Genomic DNA, 18,170 nt, shown 5'->3' with positions numbered 1-18,170 from the left:
GAGACACCAGAGATGCCAACCCTGCTGCTGTCGAGAGGCCGAGCCAGCGACGTCGATCGAGTGTCATTTCAGTCCGTCCTCGCCGATCGGCTGCGTCGCATGGGGCCGATGACGTTCACGATCATCGGCCTGGTCACGTTCCTGCTGGCGCTTGTCGTCACCATGCCTGCCGCCATGCTTTTCAAGCTCGCCGGTATGAATGCACCAGACGCGGTGGGCACGATCTGGAAAGGCGAGGCCGCCATAGGAGACCAGACCGCCGTGTCCTGGCGCGTGCGCCCGGTCAGTTCTCTTCTGCGATTCGGGATCGTCAGTGACGTGCAGATGCGGGGCGGCACGACGGATCTGGTCGCGACCGGCCTGTGGCGTCCGGGCGCTGTGAGGCTTGAGGAGATGTCGGGGCTGGCCGGGCCGGGCCTGACCGACACCCTGACCGGGGACCTGCCCATCCGGTGCGATCTGACCTTCGTCGTCGATATGGACCGGATCGTCCTGGCCGGTCGCCGATCCGGTGCCGAGGGCCGCGTCCGCAGCGGACCTGGGTCGTGTTCGGCGCGCGATCTTGTCGGGGCGGGCTCGCTGCCGGTCCCCGCAATGACTGGGCAATCAACCATGGACGTCAACGGCACATCGGCCTGGCTTTCGTCAAGCAGCGCACAGGGCCGCCTCGCCCAGTTGACGATCGATCGGCAAGGCCGGCTGAAAGTCACTGTGCTGGACGCCGGTGCCGCGATCCTGCCGGCACTGATCGGGCGGCCGGTCATGGAAAGCCAGCTCTGACCCACCCTACATCCCCGCCAGATTGTTCAGATTGACGATCGGCATCAGGATCGCCAGCACCAGCAGCAGCACCACGCCGCCCATGAACAGCAGGATGGCCGGCTCGACCAGGGCGACCAGTGTGGCGCTGAGCGCTTCGGTGTCGGCGTCCAGATCACGGGCGGCACGGCCCAGGGCGTCGCCGAGGCGGCCGCTGGCCTCTCCGCTGGCGACGACGGCGATCAGCATGGGAGGGAAACAGTCGGCCTCGGTCATGGCGCGTTGCAGACTGGCCCCCTCGCGAACCCTCGCGCCGACCAGCCTGGCTCGCTCCCGCAGCCAGGCGTTGGGTGTCACGGCGGCAGCGGAGTTGACGGCATCCACCAAGGGAACACCGCTGCCGATCAGGGTCGCCAGACTGCCGGCAAACCGCGCGGCGTTCAGCTGAAGGCTGAACCGTGAGGTCGGGGGGCGGCGGGCGATGAAGCGGGCGAGCCGTATGCTGTTTGCCTCTACGGCCAGCCAGCGCTGGGCTGCGACCGCTCCGACCAAGGCCAGCAGCCCTGCTATCCAGCCAAAGCTCTGAATCCCGGCGCTCAGCCCGATCAGCAGACGGGTCAGCAACGGCAGCTGGACCCCGCGTGAAACGAACACCCGGGTGATGTCGGGCACCACGAAGACCAGCATCAGACCGATGATCAGGACCGACACCAGGGCCAGCAATGCCGGATAGATCAAGGCCAGCTGGACCTTCTTCTGCGATCGCTCGCGACGTTCGACGAAGTCGGTCAGATGCGACAGCACCTCCTCCAGTCGCCCCGACTGCTCACCTGCGGCGACGGAGGCGCGATAGAAGGCGGGGAAGACCCGGGGGTGTTCGCCGAGGGCTGAGGCAAAGCTGCGACCCTCCAGCACCGCACTGCGGACCCCGTTCAACACCGGGCCCTCGGGACGGTTCGCGTTCTGGACCCCGAGGATACGCAGCGCCTCCTCGATGCGGATGCCGCTGCCGATCATGGTCGATAGCTGACGCGTCAGGGCGGCCAGGGCGCGGGCGCCGACGCGCGGACGGAACAGATCGGTCAGGAATGAGGCTCCGCTCGACCGCCCGGCGTCGGTCGCTGAAGCGGTTGGGATCACCTCTGTCGGAATAAGGCTCCGCTCGCGCAATGCACGTCGGGCACCGGCCAGGCTGGCCGCTTCGATCACGCCGCGTTGCGCCTTGCCGCCGCCGTCGAAGGCCTTGAAGCTGTAGGCCGGCATGGGGTCAGCTCTCGTCCTGCACGACGCGCAGGACCTCCTCGATCGTGATCAGGCCCTCCAGGATCTTGGCGGCTCCGTCCTCGATCAGGCCGGTGCCGGAGCGCCGCGCCGCGCGGGTCAGGTCTGCCTCGGACGCGCCGTCGTGGATAAGCGTCTGGAAGGCCTCGTCGACCTCGACGACCTCATAGATGCCCAGCCGGCCCTTGTAGCCCTCATCGCGGCATTCGGCACAGCCGCGCGCGCGCCAGACCGTAGCCCCGACCGGTACCGCGCCGCCGAGCAGGTCGTGGTCGGACTGGGTCGCCGGATGCGGGACCCGGCAATGCGGACAGACGCGGCGCACCAGCCGCTGGGCCACCAGACCGACCAGCATCGGCGCCAGCAGATAGCGCTCGACCCCCATGTCGATCAGCCGCGTGACGCTGCCCACCGCGCTGTTCGTATGCAGGGTCGAAAGCACCAGGTGACCGGTCATGCTGGAACGCACGGCGACCTCGGCGGTCTCGTGGTCGCGGATCTCGCCGACCATGATGACGTCTGGATCCTGGCGCAGGATGGCCCGCAGGCCTCGGGCAAAGGTCATGTCGATGCGGGCGTTGACCTGGGTCTGGCCGATCCCCTCCAGTTCGTACTCGACCGGATCCTCGATCGTCATGATGTTGCGGCGGCGATCATTGAGCCGGGTCAGGGCAGCATAAAGGGTCGTCGTCTTGCCCGAGCCGGTTGGGCCGGTGACCAGGACGATGCCGTGCGGCCGGGCGATCATCCGCTCGATGGCCTCAAGGTCGCGAGTCCGCAATCCCAGCCGAGTCAGATCCAGCCGTGTCGCATCCCGGTCGAGCAGTCGCATGACGACCCGCTCGCCATGCTGGGAAGGAATAGTCGAAACACGGACGTCGAGATCCAGCCCACCGACCCTCAACTTGACCCGTCCATCCTGGGGCACGCGTTTGTCGGCGATGTCGAGGTGGGCCATGACCTTGACCCGGCTGACCAGCAGCGGTGCAAGGGCCCGATCCGGCTGGATCATGTCGCGCAGGACACCATCCACCCGGAACCGCACCACGACCCGCTTTTCCTGGGTCTCGATGTGAATGTCCGAGGCCCCTTCCCTCACCGCCTCGAGCAGCAGGGCGTTGATCAACCGGATGACCGGCGAGTCGTCGCGCTGATCCAGCAGGTCATCCACGGCCGCAGCGGAATCCGCCAGGGCGGCCAGATCGTCGCCGGAGGCCACGGTGAAGTCCGCCGACTGTCCGGCCAGGCTGCGGTAGCGCTCGCGCAGGGCCAGATCGAAGGGCCCGTCATCCAGCGGCGTAAAGGGGATCGCCGAACCGAACAGCCGCTGGACCTCCAGCAGCGCCTCCAACGCCAGGGGGCGACGGTGAACACAGGTCGGGCCGGTCGGCGTATCGACGATCATCACCCCGTTCTGGCGGGCGAACGCATAGGTCAGCTCGGGCGGGCCGGGCCGAACCTCGATGATGTCTTCGACGATCAGTTCGGTCATGGGCGGGTCAGGGTCAGGCGGGCATTCACGACCCCGGGCGAGGTCTGCCGTTCGATTTCCGCGCTCTGCGCCATCACGCCCTGCTCACGTTCCAGTCGATCGATCCAGGTCATGAGGGCGACGAAGTTCACACTTTCGAGGGCGACGACCGTCGTCTCGCCCTGCTCGGCGATCTCGCGGATCGGCAGGGCCGCTTCTGCGGCGGTCATCGTCGCCACGGTTTGGAGCGATCCGCCGGCGATCTTGCCCGTCGTTGGCCTCAGATTGGGACCGGCAGCGCGGAGCCGGACCTCCAGCGCGTCGAAAAGGGCAATCTCGGCCCTCGCTTCGCGCCGAACCTCGATCAATGGCCTGGCGATGCCGTTGATGATGACAGCGAGCGCGAGGAGGACGGCGAGGCCGCAGAGCAGCAGGCGCTCGCGCGGCTGGCGTTCGCTCCACCAGGACCGGCCTCGCACAATCCAGACATCGACACCACGACCGGCGTTCAAGAAGGCCACGGTCACGCTGGCGCTCCGGCGGAAATCACGATCCGGTCGCGAGCCTTGCCGCCCTCGACGGTCGCCCCGCCGGACACCGGGCTGAGCCCGGCACCGGCCAGCGCGCTGTGGGCCTGTTGCAGGGCCGCCGGATCGGCAGCCTCCAGTGCCAGGGTCAGACCGGCTTCGCCAGCATAGCCCACGGAGGTCAGGGTCACCGAAGGACCCAGGGGTTGCAACGCCCGTGCGGCTCGGCCCAGCAGAGGGGTCAGACCCGACGGAGCCACGGGCGGGCGTGGCAACATCGCCTCAGCCGTCACCGCCAGGTCGCCGCCGGGCGGCCCTCCGGCCTGCGTCACCAGGGTGGCCACGGACGCCCTCTTCTCATCGGCCGACCGCATCAGGCCCAGGGTGTCGATGGTCAGCAGGCCCGCGTGCGCGATCAGACCCAGAACCACGACGAGTGCCGCCTGACGCAACCAGGACCGGTTGGTCGAAACGGTCGCATAGGCCCCCTGACGCAGGTTCAAAGGCACGGTCCCGGCCATTACGGGCCAGACCATAAGCCCGTCGTCCATCCGGTCGTGGGCAATCCCGGCCGGCAACGGCTCACCATAGGAAGACAGTAGCGGACGACCCGCCTGGTGCCAGATCATTTCCAGCGCGCTGACCGGGATCGCAAAAGCCGATCCGTCCCCCGTGCGGACGAGAGCGCGCGCGCCCAGCAAGGCGATCGACCAGGCGTCGGCAGCCGGGATCGGCAAGGCCAGGGCGTCCGGAACCATGGCAGCCTGGCTGAGGTCAGCCTCGGCGGAGGCGCACCATGCCGCCATGCGATCGTGACGCACGACGCCAGCAAGATAGCGCCCCGGCGCCACGGCTTCGCCCAAGGCAGTGTGCGACAGTTCCGGCGACTCCGCGATCCTGTCCTCGATAACGAAGGGCAAGGCAGCGGCCCTCTGGGCACGCCCCGGCATCGGAAGGTCGAGCACAAGCACCCGGACGTCTTCGGTCGGGACCAGGATAACGGGCGCACCCGCCCAACTTACATTCACCAGAGCCAGACCTTCATGGCTAAACTGCCAGACGCCCTTGATAGACCCGCTATTGTGAAGGTTTTTTGGCCCATCTGGACTTTTCAGGTCAGGCATCATAGCCCCCGAGGCTGGGTAGATGGTGGTCATGATGTTACGAACGCCAAAGCGTCGGCGAGACAATTCCTGGACGGTCCATAGCCGAGAATCTGCGTCGAGGTCAGGCTTTACTCTGATCGAGATGATCGTGGTGCTGGCGATCATCGCCGTGGTCGCGCTCATGATCCTGCCCAATATCATCGGTCGTCCGGATCAGGCGCGGGTGACCGTGGCCAAGACCGATCTGCGCGCCATCTCCGCGGCCCTGAAGGTCTATCGCCTCGACAACGGCGACTATCCGACGACGGGACAAGGACTGGCCGCCCTGGTCGATCGACCGACCACGCCGCCAGTGGCAAGCAACTGGTCCGAAGAGGGATATCTGTCCGAGGTTCCGGTCGATCCCTGGGGGACGGCCTATGTCTACAGAAGCCCGGGCACCGGCCGGCCGTTCGATCTGATGAGCCTGGGCAAGGACGGCAAGGCCGGTGGCGAAGGCCTTGCCGCGGACCTCCTGGCGGATCGCTGAGGCATGGGCCAGCCCGCGGCAGCACGGATCCACGACCCACGCGCCGGCATGACGCTGGTGGAGGTGCTCGTGACCCTGGCGATCGTGGGCGTGCTGACGACGATGGTGGTCCTCGGGATGGGGCTGACGCGAAGCGGTTCCGACGCGCGAACCGAGGCGAACCTGCTGGCTGCACGGCTGGGTGGGGCCGTGGACGAAGCGCTGGTGTCCCGGCGGCCGGTCTCCCTGTCCTGGGACGCCGAAGGCTATGGGCTGATGACGACGGATGATGCCGGGCGCTGGACGGCGACCGGTGAAGGCCGACACCGCCTCCCCGCTGGGCTGACCCTGGGCGGCAACGCCCCGAACATGGTGATCGTGGACGGCGATGGAGGCGGAAACGCCATCGCCCTGTCCATCGGCGACGAGCGGGGCGGCTGGACCGTCGATTTCGACGGTCTGACGGCGACGACGCGGGCGGGGTCCACATGACATCGCTCTCCGCGCGCCATCGCGACGGCTTCACCCTGATGGAGGCCCTCGTCGCTCTTGCCATCCTCGCGATCGCAGGCGCTGGCCTGATCGGGGCGACCGAGGCCCATATCGATCAGGTGCGAGGGCTCCAGAACCGGGTCGTCGCCCAGTGGGTCGCCGAGAACCGGATGGCAGAGCTGAGTCTTCAGGGTGGAACGCCGACCGACGGCACCGACCGGGTCGATATGCTTGGCCGCTCATGGCGGGTCGAGGTCGAGGTCAGGCCGAGCGACGATCCGGACCTGTCGATGGTCAACATCGGCGTGACCCCCGTCGGCGCTCGCGGCGCGGCGGCGAAGCTGACGGGGTTCGTCGATCGTCAGGGTGGATCGGCATGATCCGTCACATCGTCATTTTCGACCGGCTGTTCGACGCCCGGCATGGGCCATTGGCGCTGAAGGTCTTGATCCTGCTGGTGGTGATCTCGGTCGGGGCGGCGGCCGCAGGTGTGTTCTGGCGCGTGTCCGGACTGGACGACGGGCGTGACAGGATCGCTGTCGCACCCCCGCCCCCTTCGTCGGCGGTATCGGCCGACCTGCCCGCCATTCTCGCCTGGTCGCCGTTCGGAGGAGCCGCAGCCACGACCCAGGCAGCAGGCGGTGGCCTGATCCTGAAGGCGATCTTCCTCGCGATTCCGGCCGAGGCGTCCAGCGCCGTGATCGCCGTCGGCGAAGCCCCCGCCGTCTCCGTCAGCCCCGGACAGACCCTGGCGACCGGTGCCGTCGTCCAGTCCATCCACGTCGATCACGTGATCCTGCAGGTCGGGGCCCAGACCGAGCGGCTGGATTTTCCTGCACCGCCCGCCCTGATCGACGCTGCGGCACCACCGGCGACCGGTCTGACCATCATCACGCCCGCGACCCCGGCCCCGTCGCCGGTGGTCGCCGGCACCGCCGCAAGCGCGCTCCAGGGCGCGGGCGTCGCTACGACCGATCAGGGCTACCGCATCGGCGACGCCGTTCCGCCCCCCCTCCTCGCGGCGGGTCTGCAGCCCGGCGACATCATCACCCGCGTCAACAATCAGACCGTCGCCGGCAACACCGACCCCCAGGCGATCCTGAACCAGGCCGTCCAGTCTGGCGGGGCCCGGGTCGACGTCATCAGAAATGGAAGGACGCTCACCCTGTCCTTCCCGCTGCGTTAGGAGACCCGCGATCAAACCGCTGCACCTTACCCGCACGGCCCCCCTTCGTAAGGTCCTGACGCTCTCGCTGAGCGCAAGCCTGTTGCTGGCCACGCCCGGTCTGGCCCAGACGCCTGCCCCCGACGTCTCGGGCGGGGTTGTGGTCAATATTCGCGGCACCGACATCAAGGATGTCGCTGAACAGATCTCTCGCATCACCGGCCGGACCCTGATCCTGGATCCCAGCGTGGCGGGCGTCGTCAACGTCACCTCGGCCGAGCCCTTGAGCGTCAACGGCGTCTGGGACCTGTTCCTGTCCGTCCTTCGTGTCCAGGGATACGGCGCGGTCCGCAGCGGCAACGCATGGCGGATCGTCCCCCAGGCGGCTTTGATCCAGAACGGCTCGACCGATCTGCGCCGGGCCCGGACCCAGGATATCGTCACCCGCCTGATCCGCCTGCGGAACCTTGCCCCCGATCAGGCCGTGCGAGTGTTGCGGCCGCTGGTCGCCTCATTTGGCAGTCTGGAATCGGTCAACTCGCCGCCCGCCATCATCGTCACCGACTATGCCGAGAACGTCCGTCGGATCGAACAACTGGCCCAGGCGCTAGACAGCGGCAGCGGCCAGGCGTTCGAGAGCATCAGCCTGCGCTACGCTAGCGCGACCGACGTCGGCCAGTCGATCACCAGCCTGCTGGCCCCCGTCGGCGAGGGCGCGGGCATCCGTGTCGCCGTCGACGAGCGCAGTAACATCGTATTGGTGCGCGGGGACGCCAACAGCATCCGCGAGGCCCGAAAGGTCGCCGAGGCGCTCGACATCCCCGGAGGATCGGCCCCGATCACCCGGGTCGTCCGCCTGAGCCACGGCGACGCCGAGACGGTCACCGACGTCATGCGCGGTCTTCTGGGTGCGCCGCAGGAAGCGACCAACCCCGTGGCCCGTGCTCTCGGATCGACTTCGCAACAGGCCCAGCTCAGCGCCGTCGCGCAGATGGCGGCACGCGCCCAGGGTGGCACCGCTGCGGTACCCGGTCAGGCCGGTCAGGCATCCGCTCCCGTCGTCGTGGCCGCGCCTCAGGTTACCGGAGCCGGCGGCATTCGATTGACCGACATCACGATCCAGCCCGCGCCCGAGTTGAACGCCATCGCCCTGCGCGGCTCACCCGCCGCCGTCGCCGAGATGGAGGCCCTGATCGGTGAACTCGACATTCGTCGGCCCCAGGTCACGATCGAGGCCGCCATCGTAGAGATCACCGGCGAACAGGCCGAACAGCTGGGCGTGCAGCTCGGTTTCGGCGGCGCGGCCATCGACTCCGCATCGTCGGGCGGGACGTCCTTCTCCTCGACCGGCGTCTCGCTGCGTCAGGTTCTGCTGGCACTGGGCGTGACGGCCGCATCGGCCCTGGCACCCGAGGGCGCGTCAGCGGTCATTCGGGGTGGCAGCGACTTCAGCCTGCTGGTTCAGGCTCTGGGCACCTCGGCCCGCGCCAACCTGCTGTCGACCCCCAGCATCACCACCCTGGACAACGAACCGGCCGAGATCGTCGTCGGCCAGAACGTCCCGTTCCGCACCGGCAGTTTCGCCACCGACGGCAACACCATCAACCCCTTCACAACGATCGAACGTCAGGACGTCGGCATCACTCTCAAGGTCATCCCGCGTATCCACGACGGCGACGTGATCCGGCTCGAGGTCGCGCAGGAGGTTTCCTCCCTCGTCAACTCGACCCTGGCCGGGGCGGCGGACCTGATCACCAACCGGCGCAGCATCGAGACGACCATCCTGGCCGACAACGGCCAGACGATCGTGCTGGGCGGATTGATCAGCGACGACAGGCTGTCGGCCGACAGCCAGGTGCCGATCCTGGGCGACATCCCGATCCTGGGCCGGGCGTTCCGCACCACGCGCGAGAGCACCTCGCGGCGCACCCTTTTCATCTTCCTTCGCCCGACCATCCTGCGCGATCCCGCCGATGCGGCTGCGGCGGCCCGGGCCCAGTTCGATCGACTGCGGACCGAAGAGACCGTCCCCACACGCGGCTGGAGCCTGCTGGCCTATCCCCCGGGCCCCCGACTGCCGGCCGAGATCGACGGGGTCTATTGACCGTTGACGTCGCCGGAGGCCTGACCCGCCTCTGCGGTGGACCGGCGGGCCAGAATGGCCTGGAGCAGGTGCGCTCCGTCAGGCCTCGGCCGCGACCAGGGCACGATCACGAGCGGGGCATGATGCTCCGAATCGGACGCGGCCCCGCCATCCGTCGCGATCTCGGACAGACACCCAACGCGCAAGGTCACCATTCGCCGCGCTGTCCGCGACAGGGCCGCATAGGTTCGATCATCGAGCGGGTCGGCGCAGGCCACGACCAGGGACCAGTCATCCAACTCCACGACACGCAGCGGATGCTTCTGGATGAAGGCGTCCAGAACCATGTCTCCTGAAGTATGAGCCGGTGTCGTCGCGGGATCCCAGCGCGACAGGCCCGTGATCGCACAATAGGCATCCGCCAGATTCGCATCCGTCACCGCACCGACATCGCAAAGCGCCTGCTCGACGGGTCGGGTGAGACGCGCGGCCCGGTCGCAGGCCGACGCCAGCAGGGGCAGCGGAACGCTGTGCCGGCTCAGCAACCAGTCCACAACGGCGTCGCGCTGGGTGGAGTTGGCCACGGCAGCAGGACGCGCGGAGGTATGAGCGAAGCGGCGGCTCAGACCCATGATCAGGGGTTGGCCAAAGCGAACAGCCAGACCGGCGACGACCGCTGCGACCAGTATCAAGGCCGCATACAGCCCCCACGCTTTCCCCCGGGGGTCGGAGACAACTGCCGGGCCGTCGTCTGAGGCAGGTTGCTGGGCGATCGTCGCCTTCGGGGTCGCCAAGGGTGCGCCAACGATCAGCGGCCTTGGCGTCTCGACCATTGCCACAGAGACATCCGCCAGACGATACCCCTCCCCATCCCGAACCAGGGCGATGCCGTGGTTGGACAGTTCGGCGGCGAAGGCGATCTCGAGGTCCTCGACCGTCATCGGCTCGGCGATCGACAGGGTGATGTCGGCGTCCACGCCCTGATCGATCCGCACGGTGGAGGCCAGCGATTTGACGAGGACGGCGTCAGCGGCCTCCGGCAGCGGCGTCTGGGACAGGCTGATCAGATAGAAGGATCGGGCATCCGGGCCCGGTGCCGCTCCTGCCCCGCCGGCCGAGCCGAAGAGGAGCACCGCGCCGATGCAAAGAGGCATGGCATACGAAGCGACCTCGGCCAGAAGCCGGCGACCGCGCCTCAGCCGTTCGATCATGTCCGCACCGACGGCGGCTGACTTGCAGGGCGGAAAGCCAGCATGGGCTCTCCATCGGGCAGGACGGTCAGATTGTCCAGACGAGCCCCGATCAGAGGCCGAGCGCCGCCTTGATCGCGGCCCAGTCCACCAGTTTGAAGTTCTGGCGCTCGCCGGTCGAACCGGGGATTTCATCGACGTCGTCCTGGACCACGATCAGGCCTTGGGCATAGCCGCCGATCGGGCCGGCGATGGCGGCAATGCCGTCCGTCCCGGTCACGGCGTCGATTCCGCCGCCGGCCACGACCGAGAACCGGCCGCGATAGGTGGTGGACCCATCGACGCGCCAGATCGAGAAGGCGGAATCGCCCTGGCTGGACGCCATGAGCCAGGTCGCGCCGTTCTCCTTCAGCAGGGCCAGGCCCTCGACATCGGGAGCCAGGACGTCGCTCGGCGCACGGGCAATGGACTCACGACGCGAGCCCCGCGCCGGATCCAGCGAATAGCGCCAGACGCCCCGGGCCTCTTCGCCGATGTAGACAACGCCCGCCTCTTCATCGATGACGCAGCCCTCGGTCTGGCTGCCGACGTCGTATCGCTTCTCGACCATGCCGACGGGATTGCCGTCGGGGCCGACGGATACGGCAACCTGGCGGACCTGACCGTCCGTCCCGTTGATGATCACGATGAAACCATCGCCGCGCTTGCCGACACACAGGCCGTAGGGCTCGTCGAGGTCGACGGGGATCAATCCCCATTGGCGGGTCTGGAGCGTCGCGGGATCCATGATGAACAGGACGATGCCGAACCGGTCGAGACTGCGGTCGCTGGTCGCGACCAGAACCTGCGCCCGGCCGTCGATCACGAAGCCTTCGCGCAGGTCGACGTTGTTCGGCTGTCCGCCAGCCAGGTTCTGCAAGACCGATCCGTCGAGCCGATAGGCGTAGAGGCCGGCCTTCTTGTCGGTGCCGAAGATCACGGCCCGGTTCGGGTCCGCCCGATCGACCCAGATCGCCGGATCGTCGGCGGCGTCGGCGTTGGCCGTGCCGACCGCGACCGTCTCGGCCGACGCGAGAACCGGCGTGCCGACGCCGACCGTCATCCCGGCCGAGTCTGACGCGCCGGTTTCTTCACCGGTTGGGGCCGTGGTGGCGCAGGAGGCGAGCATGAGGGCACTCGCGCCGGCGGCGACCAGCGCCAGGGTTTTCAAGCGATTCATGGCCCGTCCCAATCTCATCCGTTCGTCACGAAAGGCCGCCCGGCCCCCGCGCCGCCGCCTTAGGGGCGGTTGATGTCAGAGCCTTGTCAGTTTCACGACACCATCTTTGTGGTCGCTATGCGTTCGGAGGAACCCGCCCCTTGTCGAACCCGGCCCAGACGTCGTCGTAGTCGAGCTGCATCGTAGGAGCCTCCATCGCGAAGTCGGTCGGGCGGATCACCCAGCGGCTCTCGAACATGAATGCCAGGGTATCGGCGATCTTGTGCGGCTTGAGGTCGGCCTGGATGGCCCCGCCGTAGCTGGCCTGATCCGGGCCGTGACCGCTCATCTGGTTGTGCAGCGAGGCCCCACCGGGCGCGAAGCCGCCGGCCTTGGCATCATAGACCCCTGTCACCAGCCCCATGAACTCGCTCATGACGTTCCTGTGGAACCAGGGCGGACGGAAGGTGTGTTCGGCCACCATCCAGCGCGGCGGGAAGATCACGAAGTCGCAGTTGGCCGTGCCCGGCACCTCTGACGGGCTGGTCAGGACGGTGAAGATCGAGGGGTCGGGATGGTCGTAGCTGACCGTATTGATCGTGTTGAACCGTCGCAGATCATAGCGGCACGGGGCCAGGTTGCCGTGCCAGGCGACGACGTCGAACGGCGAGTGGTCCAGGATCGTCGCCCACAGACCGCCCTGGAATTTCTGGATCAGTTCGCAGGGTTCGTCGATGTCCTCATAGGCGGCGACCGGCGTCTCGAAATCGCGCGGGTTGGCCAGACCGTTGGAGCCGATGGGGCCGAGGTCGGGCAGGCGGAACAAGCCCCCGTAATTCTCGCAGACATAGCCGCGGGATGGTCCCTCGACGGCGACCCGGAAACGGACGCCGCGCGGGATCAGGGCCATCTCCTGCGGTTCCACCGCCATCACGCCGAACTCCGTCGTGATGGTCAGCCGGCCCTCTTGAGGTACGATCAGCATCTCGCCGTCGGCGTTGAAGAAGGCCCGGTCCTGCATGGACCGGTCGCAGGCATAGAGGTGGATACCGATGCCGGCCCCGGTCGCCACATCGCCGTTGCCGCCGTAGGTCACCAGCCCCTCGACGAAATCCTGCGACGCCTCCGGCATCGGCAGAGGATCCCAGCGCAGGCGGTTGGGGTCGGCCGGTCGGTCGAACGGCGCGGACTTCAGCAGCGATGCGCCGGCCCAGGGCCTGAAGGCGGCGTGGTTGGCGGCGGGGCGCAGGCGGTACAGCCAGCTGCGGCGGTTCTCGACCCGAGGCGCGGTAAAGGCGGTGCCTGACAGCTGTTCCGCATAGAGTCCGAACGGGGTGCGCTGGGGCGAGTTCTTGCCGACCGGCAGAGCGCCTTCGACCGCCTCGGTGGCGAAGTGGTTGCCGAAACCGGTCAGGTATCGAAGGCGGGCGTCCTCGCTCACGGCGTCTCCTTTTCGAGATCGTTTCCAGATGCCCGACTCGCCCCGGGTCGCGTTCGAGTCAAGCCGCCCGGCCCGACCAACCGTCTGAAAGGAGGATTGAAACCTTTTCGGTTCAGGATCGATCCGTGGTGCGCCACAGCCGGAGCCTGTCGATGAAGCCGATCCTGATTTCCACACTCGCCGCCGCCATCTTTGCGGCTGCCCTGCCCGCCTCGGCACAGAACGCGGGCCAGATCGCGCGAGTGCGTGGCGGGGCCAGTTGTTCGGGCTGCAACCTGTTCCAGGGCGACTTCTCCGGGCTGGAGGCGAACGGCCTGAACCTGTCGGGATCGCGGCTGCGCCAGTCGGACCTGAGCCTCAGCGTCATGAACCGCACCCGGTTTTCCGGTGCCGACATGAGGGATGTCGAAGCCTACGGCGCAGTGTTCTCGTCGTCGAACTTCTCGCGGGCCGATCTGACCAACGCCAGCTTCGTCGGGACCTATCTGGAGGGGGCCAATTTCGCAGGCGCGACCCTGGTCGGGACCAACTTCTCCGGCGCCGAGATGGCGCGGGCAACGGGTCTGACGCAGGCCCAGTTGAACCGCGCGTGCGGCGACGAAGCGACCGTCCTGCCTGGCAGCCTGCACATTCCCGCCTGCTGAAGACCTCCATTCTTACCGCGATTTAAGTAGGCCCCGTGGGCGTTCGGGGGCATTGAGAGCTCGTGAAACAGATCGCTCGCCCTCTCCATCGCCTCCTCGCCACGGCTCTCGGCGCGTCCGCCGTCCTGGCCGGAACGTCCGCGCTCGCCGAGGTCCGGCTGAGCGTTCAGGACCGCGACGTGGCCCGGACCATCTCGCTGGGCGGGTCGTGCAACCGGTGTGAGCTGTCGGGCCGGAACCTGTCGGGGGCCACCTTCAACGGTGCGACCTTCATTTCGGCGACCCTGGTCGGCTCGAACCTGCGCGGGGCAGAGATGGTCGGCTCCAACTTCTCGTCCAGCGACTTCACCCACGCCGACATGCGCGGCGCGGAGATCAACGGGGCCAACTTCACCGCCTCGGTGTTCGTGGACACGTCGCTGAGCGGAGCCTCGTCGGCCGGAGCCGTCTTCTCGCGGGCCAACCTCAGCCGGGCCAACCTGTCGGGTGCCGAGTTGATGGGCGTGAACATGAACGGGGCGGTCCTGGCCGACGCCAACCTGAACGACGCCGAGCTGATGGGCGCGACCCTGGCCAATGTCAGCGCGCGCAACGCTTCCTTCGTGGGGGCGGAGATGCAGGCGTCCAACATGGGCGGCGGCGACTTCTCGGGCGCGAACTTTCAGAACGCCGAGATGGACAACGCCCGCTTCACCGGCGCCGTCTTCGGTCGCGCCAACTTCGCCGGGGCCTCGCTGCGCCGCGTCGATATCCGGGGCGTGGACCTGTCGCGCGCCCGCGGCCTGACCCAGAGCCAGGTGTCGGAGGCCTGTGGCGACGACAATACCCGCCTGCCCGGGTCGCTGCGCGCCACGCCTTGCCGGAGCCGGATGATGGTCGTCCGGCCGGCGGTGCCGAGGCCACCCGCACCGCCGGCCCCGCCCTCGATCGTGCGGCACTACGCGGCAGCTGACTGAACCGATCGGCGTCCGAGCCGGGGTTCACGCGCGGCGCATGGCCTGCGGCGTTGCTTTTGTCACCGTGCCAAATCCCTGGGTGACATAGGGTGACATTGGCCTGGTCACGCACCTGAATTCAATGGCTTGGGTGGCCAAGCTCGGAGATCGCGTCAAGCTCTACTCTGCCTGCACGACGTAGCTTCGCAGAAGTTCGTCTCATCGCCTTGTCAAAGACCCGGCGACGAGATGGGAACGGATACAGCGATGAGCAAGGGATGAATAGGTCTTTTTTCCTATACTCCTACCATCGCCGCCTCGCCGGCCTATTTGAGCGGCAGGGCCGTGCGGATGTGGACGTCCTTCAGCTGACGTTCGCCGGCCTCGGTCGGGGCGTTCATCAGCAGATCCTCGCCCTGCTGGTTCAGCGGGAAGGCGATGACCTCGCGGATCGCGACCTGGTTGGCCAGCAGCATGACGATACGGTCGATGCCGGGGGCCAGACCGCCGTGCGGTGGTGCGCCGTAGCGGAAGGCGTTCAACATGCCGCCGAACTGATCCTCGACCACCGAGGCGTCATAGCCCGCGATCTCGAAGGCCTTCAGCATGATCTCGGCCTTGTGGTTCCGGATCGCACCCGAGCACAGTTCATAGCCGTTGCAGACGATGTCGTACTGATAGGCCAGGATATCGAGCGGATCCTTGGTCGTAAGCGCCTCAAGCTCGCCCTGGGGCATCGAGAAGGGGTTGTGGCTGAAGTCGACCTTCTTCTCCTCGTCCGACCATTCGAACATGGGGAAGTCGACGATCCAGCAGAACTCGAACCGACCCTCGTCGATCAACTTCAGCTCCGTGCCCAGCCGGGTCCGGGCCGAACCGGCGAACTTGTAGAAGACGGACGGGTCACCGGCGACGAAGAAGGCCGCGTCGCCCTTGCCGAGTCCCAGACCCGCCATCAGGGCATCGGTCGCCTCGGCACCGAGGTTTTTGGCGATCGGCCCGCCCCAGGCGTTGTTGTCGTCCGACCAGAAGATATAGCCGAGGCCCGGCTGGCCCTCGCCCTGGGCCCAGGAGTTCATCCGGTCGCAGAAGGCGCGCGATCCGCCGCCGGCTGCCGGGATCGCCCAGACGGCGTTCTTCGCATCCGCGCCGAGGATCTTCGCGAACAGGCCGAACCCGCCGTCGCGGAACTGCTCCGAGACGTCCGCCATCTTGATCGGGTTGCGGGTGTCCGGCTTGTCGGTGCCGTACCAGGCGATGGAGTCTCGGTAGGGGATGCGCGGGAAGGGATAGGGGGTGACCGACTTGCCGTCGGCGAACTCCTCGAACACCCCGTGCATGACGGGCTCGATCGCAGCAAAAACATCCTCTTGGGTAACGAAGCTCATCTCGACGTCGAGCTGATAGAACTCCAGCGAACGGTCGGCGCGCAGGTCCTCGTCGCGGAAGCAGGGCGCGATCTGGAAATAGCGATCGAAGCCCGAGACCATCAGCAGTTGCTTGAACTGCTGGGGGGCCTGCGGAAGGGCGTAGAATTTGCCGGGATGCAGGCGCGACGGCACCAGGAAGTCGCGGGCACCTTCAGGGCTCGACGCCGTCAGGATCGGCGTCTGGTATTCTAGGAACCCCTGGTTGACCATGCGCTGGCGGATCGACGAGATCACGCGGCTGCGCAGCACGATGTTCTTGTGCAGTGTCTCGCGGCGCAGATCGAGGTAGCGGTGCTTGAGGCGCAGTTCCTCGGGGTATTCCGGCTCGCCGAAGACCGGCAGCGGCAGTTCGGCGGCTTCGGACAGGACCTCGACGCCGGTGACCTTCAGCTCGATCTCGCCGGTCGGCAGGGTGGCGTTGATGACCGAGGCGTCGCGGGCCACGACCTCGCCGTCCACCCGGATCACGCTCTCGGCTCGCAGCCGCTCGACGGCCTCGAAGCCCGGCGTCTCGGGGTGCAGCACCAGCTGGGTCAGGCCATAGTGGTCGCGCAGGTCGATGAACAGCAGGCCACCGTGGTCACGCTTCCTGTGGACCCAGCCGGACAGGCGGACATTGGCCCCCGCATCCGCGATTCGGAGGGCGCCGCAGGTGTGGGAGCGATAGGCGTGCATGAGGGATTTCGTCTGTATCGGGCCGCGAAACGGCGGGAATTGGAAGGCGCGGAAGGGCGCATCATCGCCCCCGAAAGTCAAGGTCGGACGGGTGCGCGCCGCCTCTCCTGCCCCACATCGCATTGTGAACCTTCGGCCGAATCCACATATCAGCGAGATCGAAGCCCACGAGGAAGCGCATGTTCGTCGTCACCCTGACCTATACCGCTCCGGCCGAACGCGTGGACGCGGTGCGTGCCGAGCATCGTGACTGGCTGGATCAGCATGTCGCCAGTGGCCTGTTGCTGGTCGCCGGGCCTCAGGTTCCGCGCACCGGCGGCGTCTTCATCGTCAGCAGCAAGCTGGACCGGGAGGCTCTGACGGCCGTGCTGGAGGAAGACCCGTTCAAGATCCATGGCGTGGCGGATTATGCGATCGTCGAGTTCGAGGCGACCAAGGTCAATCCGGCGCTGGCGGCCCTCGTCTGAAGGCGATCCACAGGGCCAGGCGCTTGTCCACCTCACCGTCATCGCCGTTAACCGACATCCGGCCGATCGAGGCTAGGGTGGCGGCATGCTCGCGCGTCGAACCATGACCGATCAGCTTCGCCTCCCGCTGCAAAGTGACGGGGTCGATCCGGCGTTCGTCCGGTCGAACTGCAACGCCGAGGCCGCCGCCATCCTGGACCGCTGGCCCGACGACGCCGGGCGGGTCATGGCCCTGTGCGGACCCGCCGGTTGCGGCAAGAGCCATCTGGCCCGGCTGTGGGCGGAACGTGTCGGCGCCCTGGCCCTCGTCGGCGCCGAGGCGGCGACGGCCGATCCGATCGAGCTGGAAGGCCGGCCCGTGCTACTGGACATCGCCCAGGACGCCGACGACGAGACCCTGTTCCACCTGATCAACCTGGCCCAGGCGGATGGCGGGGCCCTGTTGCTGGTCTCACGCCCCTCCCCGCGCCGCTGGGACGTCAGCGTGCCCGATCTCAGGTCCCGGCTCGATGCCTTGAGGGTCGTAGCGATGGAGGCGCCCGACGACGCGGTGCTATCCGCCATCCTGCGGGCCCGGTTTGCCGAGCGAAGCATCACCCCGGCCGAGGACGTCATCGACTATCTGGTCCGTCGCATCGACCGCTCGGCCCAGGCGGCGGCGGACATCGTGGCGCGGCTCGACGCCGAGCACCGGCCCGTGACCCGGGTGCTGGCGCGTCAGGTGATCGAGGCCAATCCCGACAGCGGCGACCTGTTCGAGTGACTTTGGCGGTTGCAGCCGTAACAAACTGACCCCAG

The 18,170-nt window shown here is 67.5% G+C and carries 18 protein-coding genes; 10 read left to right on the top strand and 8 right to left on the bottom strand.

All coding sequences use genetic code 11. The features are described 5' to 3' along the window. Positions 1 to 12 precede the first annotated feature (12 nt). Positions 13 to 780: a hypothetical protein gene (locus tag O5K39_RS14145; protein ID WP_271144258.1), complete on the top strand. Its 768-nt coding sequence runs from the start codon at positions 13 to 15 to the stop codon at positions 778 to 780. Between the two features lie 6 nt (positions 781 to 786). Here the strand turns inward: O5K39_RS14145 and O5K39_RS14140 are convergent, their stop codons facing one another. Genes O5K39_RS14140 through gspL form a run of 4 tightly spaced genes read right to left on the bottom strand, consistent with a single transcriptional unit; the run spans position 787 to position 5,162 of the window. Next, positions 787 to 2,022 (bottom strand): type II secretion system F family protein, encoded by a 1,236-nt coding sequence (locus tag O5K39_RS14140; protein ID WP_271144257.1) that lies wholly within the window; start codon positions 2,020 to 2,022, stop codon positions 787 to 789. 4 nt (positions 2,023 to 2,026) lie between these two features. Further along, positions 2,027 to 3,532, bottom strand: a complete 1,506-nt coding sequence (gene gspE, locus O5K39_RS14135) for a type II secretion system ATPase GspE (RefSeq protein ID WP_271144256.1) — start codon at positions 3,530 to 3,532, stop codon at positions 2,027 to 2,029. Next, complete coding sequence (gene gspM / locus O5K39_RS14130) at positions 3,529 to 4,038, bottom strand: type II secretion system protein GspM (protein WP_271144255.1); 510 nt, start codon at positions 4,036 to 4,038, stop codon at positions 3,529 to 3,531. Before gspM ends, gspE begins: the two co-directional genes overlap by 4 nt. After that, positions 4,035 to 5,162 carry a type II secretion system protein GspL gene (gene gspL / locus O5K39_RS14125; RefSeq protein ID WP_271144254.1) on the bottom strand — a complete coding sequence of 376 codons (1,128 nt, stop codon included), beginning with the start codon at positions 5,160 to 5,162 and terminating at the stop codon, positions 4,035 to 4,037. Before gspL ends, gspM begins: the two co-directional genes overlap by 4 nt. A gap of 31 nt (positions 5,163 to 5,193) precedes the next feature. Here gspL and gspG point away from each other — a divergent pair, with 31 nt between their 5' ends. The 5 genes from gspG to gspD all read left to right on the top strand — a co-directional run bounded on the left by gspG (position 5,194) and on the right by gspD (position 9,413). Continuing rightward, on the top strand, positions 5,194 to 5,673 hold the full coding sequence (gspG, locus tag O5K39_RS14120) for a type II secretion system major pseudopilin GspG (protein ID WP_348637109.1): 480 nt from the start codon (positions 5,194 to 5,196) through the stop codon (positions 5,671 to 5,673). 3 nt (positions 5,674 to 5,676) lie between these two features. Then, on the top strand, positions 5,677 to 6,144 hold the full coding sequence (locus tag O5K39_RS14115) for a prepilin-type N-terminal cleavage/methylation domain-containing protein (protein WP_271144253.1): 468 nt from the start codon (positions 5,677 to 5,679) through the stop codon (positions 6,142 to 6,144). Continuing rightward, entirely contained in the window at positions 6,141 to 6,524 is a 384-nt protein-coding gene (gene gspI, locus O5K39_RS14110; RefSeq protein ID WP_271144252.1) for a type II secretion system minor pseudopilin GspI, read from the top strand. The genes O5K39_RS14115 and gspI overlap by 4 nt, the downstream gene beginning before the upstream one ends. Further along, positions 6,521 to 7,330 carry a type II secretion system protein N gene (locus tag O5K39_RS14105; protein ID WP_271144251.1) on the top strand — a complete coding sequence of 270 codons (810 nt, stop codon included), beginning with the start codon at positions 6,521 to 6,523 and terminating at the stop codon, positions 7,328 to 7,330. Before gspI ends, O5K39_RS14105 begins: the two co-directional genes overlap by 4 nt. Positions 7,331 to 7,412: 82 nt before the next feature. Next, positions 7,413 to 9,413, top strand: coding sequence for a type II secretion system secretin GspD (gspD, locus tag O5K39_RS14100; RefSeq protein WP_271144250.1), 2,001 nt, complete (start codon positions 7,413 to 7,415; stop codon positions 9,411 to 9,413). On the opposite strand, the gene O5K39_RS14095 is transcribed toward gspD, so the two are convergent. From O5K39_RS14095 to hmgA, 3 genes are all read right to left on the bottom strand, one after another. Then, complete coding sequence (locus O5K39_RS14095; protein WP_271144249.1) at positions 9,407 to 10,603, bottom strand: hypothetical protein; 1,197 nt, start codon at positions 10,601 to 10,603, stop codon at positions 9,407 to 9,409. The two genes, gspD and O5K39_RS14095, sit on opposite strands and share 7 nt — an antisense overlap. 91 nt (positions 10,604 to 10,694) lie before the next feature. Continuing rightward, a complete protein-coding gene (locus O5K39_RS14090; RefSeq protein WP_271144248.1) occupies positions 10,695 to 11,801 on the bottom strand; it encodes a phytase in 1,107 nt (368 codons plus the stop codon). Positions 11,802 to 11,916: 115 nt separating this feature from the next. Beyond that, positions 11,917 to 13,221 (bottom strand): homogentisate 1,2-dioxygenase, encoded by a 1,305-nt coding sequence (hmgA, locus tag O5K39_RS14085; protein WP_271144247.1) that lies wholly within the window; start codon positions 13,219 to 13,221, stop codon positions 11,917 to 11,919. A gap of 152 nt (positions 13,222 to 13,373) precedes the next feature. On the opposite strand from hmgA, the gene O5K39_RS14080 reads away from it, so the two are divergent. Further along, on the top strand, positions 13,374 to 13,865 hold the full coding sequence (locus tag O5K39_RS14080) for a pentapeptide repeat-containing protein (protein WP_271144246.1): 492 nt from the start codon (positions 13,374 to 13,376) through the stop codon (positions 13,863 to 13,865). Positions 13,866 to 13,927: 62 nt separating this feature from the next. After that, positions 13,928 to 14,821 carry a pentapeptide repeat-containing protein gene (locus O5K39_RS14075; protein ID WP_271144245.1) on the top strand — a complete coding sequence of 298 codons (894 nt, stop codon included), beginning with the start codon at positions 13,928 to 13,930 and terminating at the stop codon, positions 14,819 to 14,821. A 305-nt stretch (positions 14,822 to 15,126) separates the two neighbouring features. Here the strand turns inward: O5K39_RS14075 and aspS are convergent, their stop codons facing one another. Continuing rightward, positions 15,127 to 16,905: an aspartate--tRNA ligase gene (gene aspS, locus O5K39_RS14070; protein WP_271144244.1), complete on the bottom strand. Its 1,779-nt coding sequence runs from the start codon at positions 16,903 to 16,905 to the stop codon at positions 15,127 to 15,129. Between the two features lie 179 nt (positions 16,906 to 17,084). Between aspS and O5K39_RS14065 the strand changes: the two genes are divergently transcribed. Together O5K39_RS14065 and O5K39_RS14060 are read left to right on the top strand one after the other, a co-directional pair. Further along, entirely contained in the window at positions 17,085 to 17,372 is a 288-nt protein-coding gene (locus tag O5K39_RS14065) for a YciI family protein (RefSeq protein WP_271144243.1), read from the top strand. Positions 17,373 to 17,457: 85 nt separating this feature from the next. Continuing rightward, positions 17,458 to 18,135, top strand: coding sequence for a DnaA/Hda family protein (locus O5K39_RS14060; protein ID WP_271144242.1), 678 nt, complete (start codon positions 17,458 to 17,460; stop codon positions 18,133 to 18,135). The last annotated feature ends 35 nt before the right edge of the window (positions 18,136 to 18,170 follow it).

It is taken from the genome of Brevundimonas sp. NIBR10 (assembly GCF_027912515.1).
Classification (GTDB): domain Bacteria; phylum Pseudomonadota; class Alphaproteobacteria; order Caulobacterales; family Caulobacteraceae; genus Brevundimonas.
This window is presented reverse-complemented; position numbering and strand designations above follow the sequence as displayed.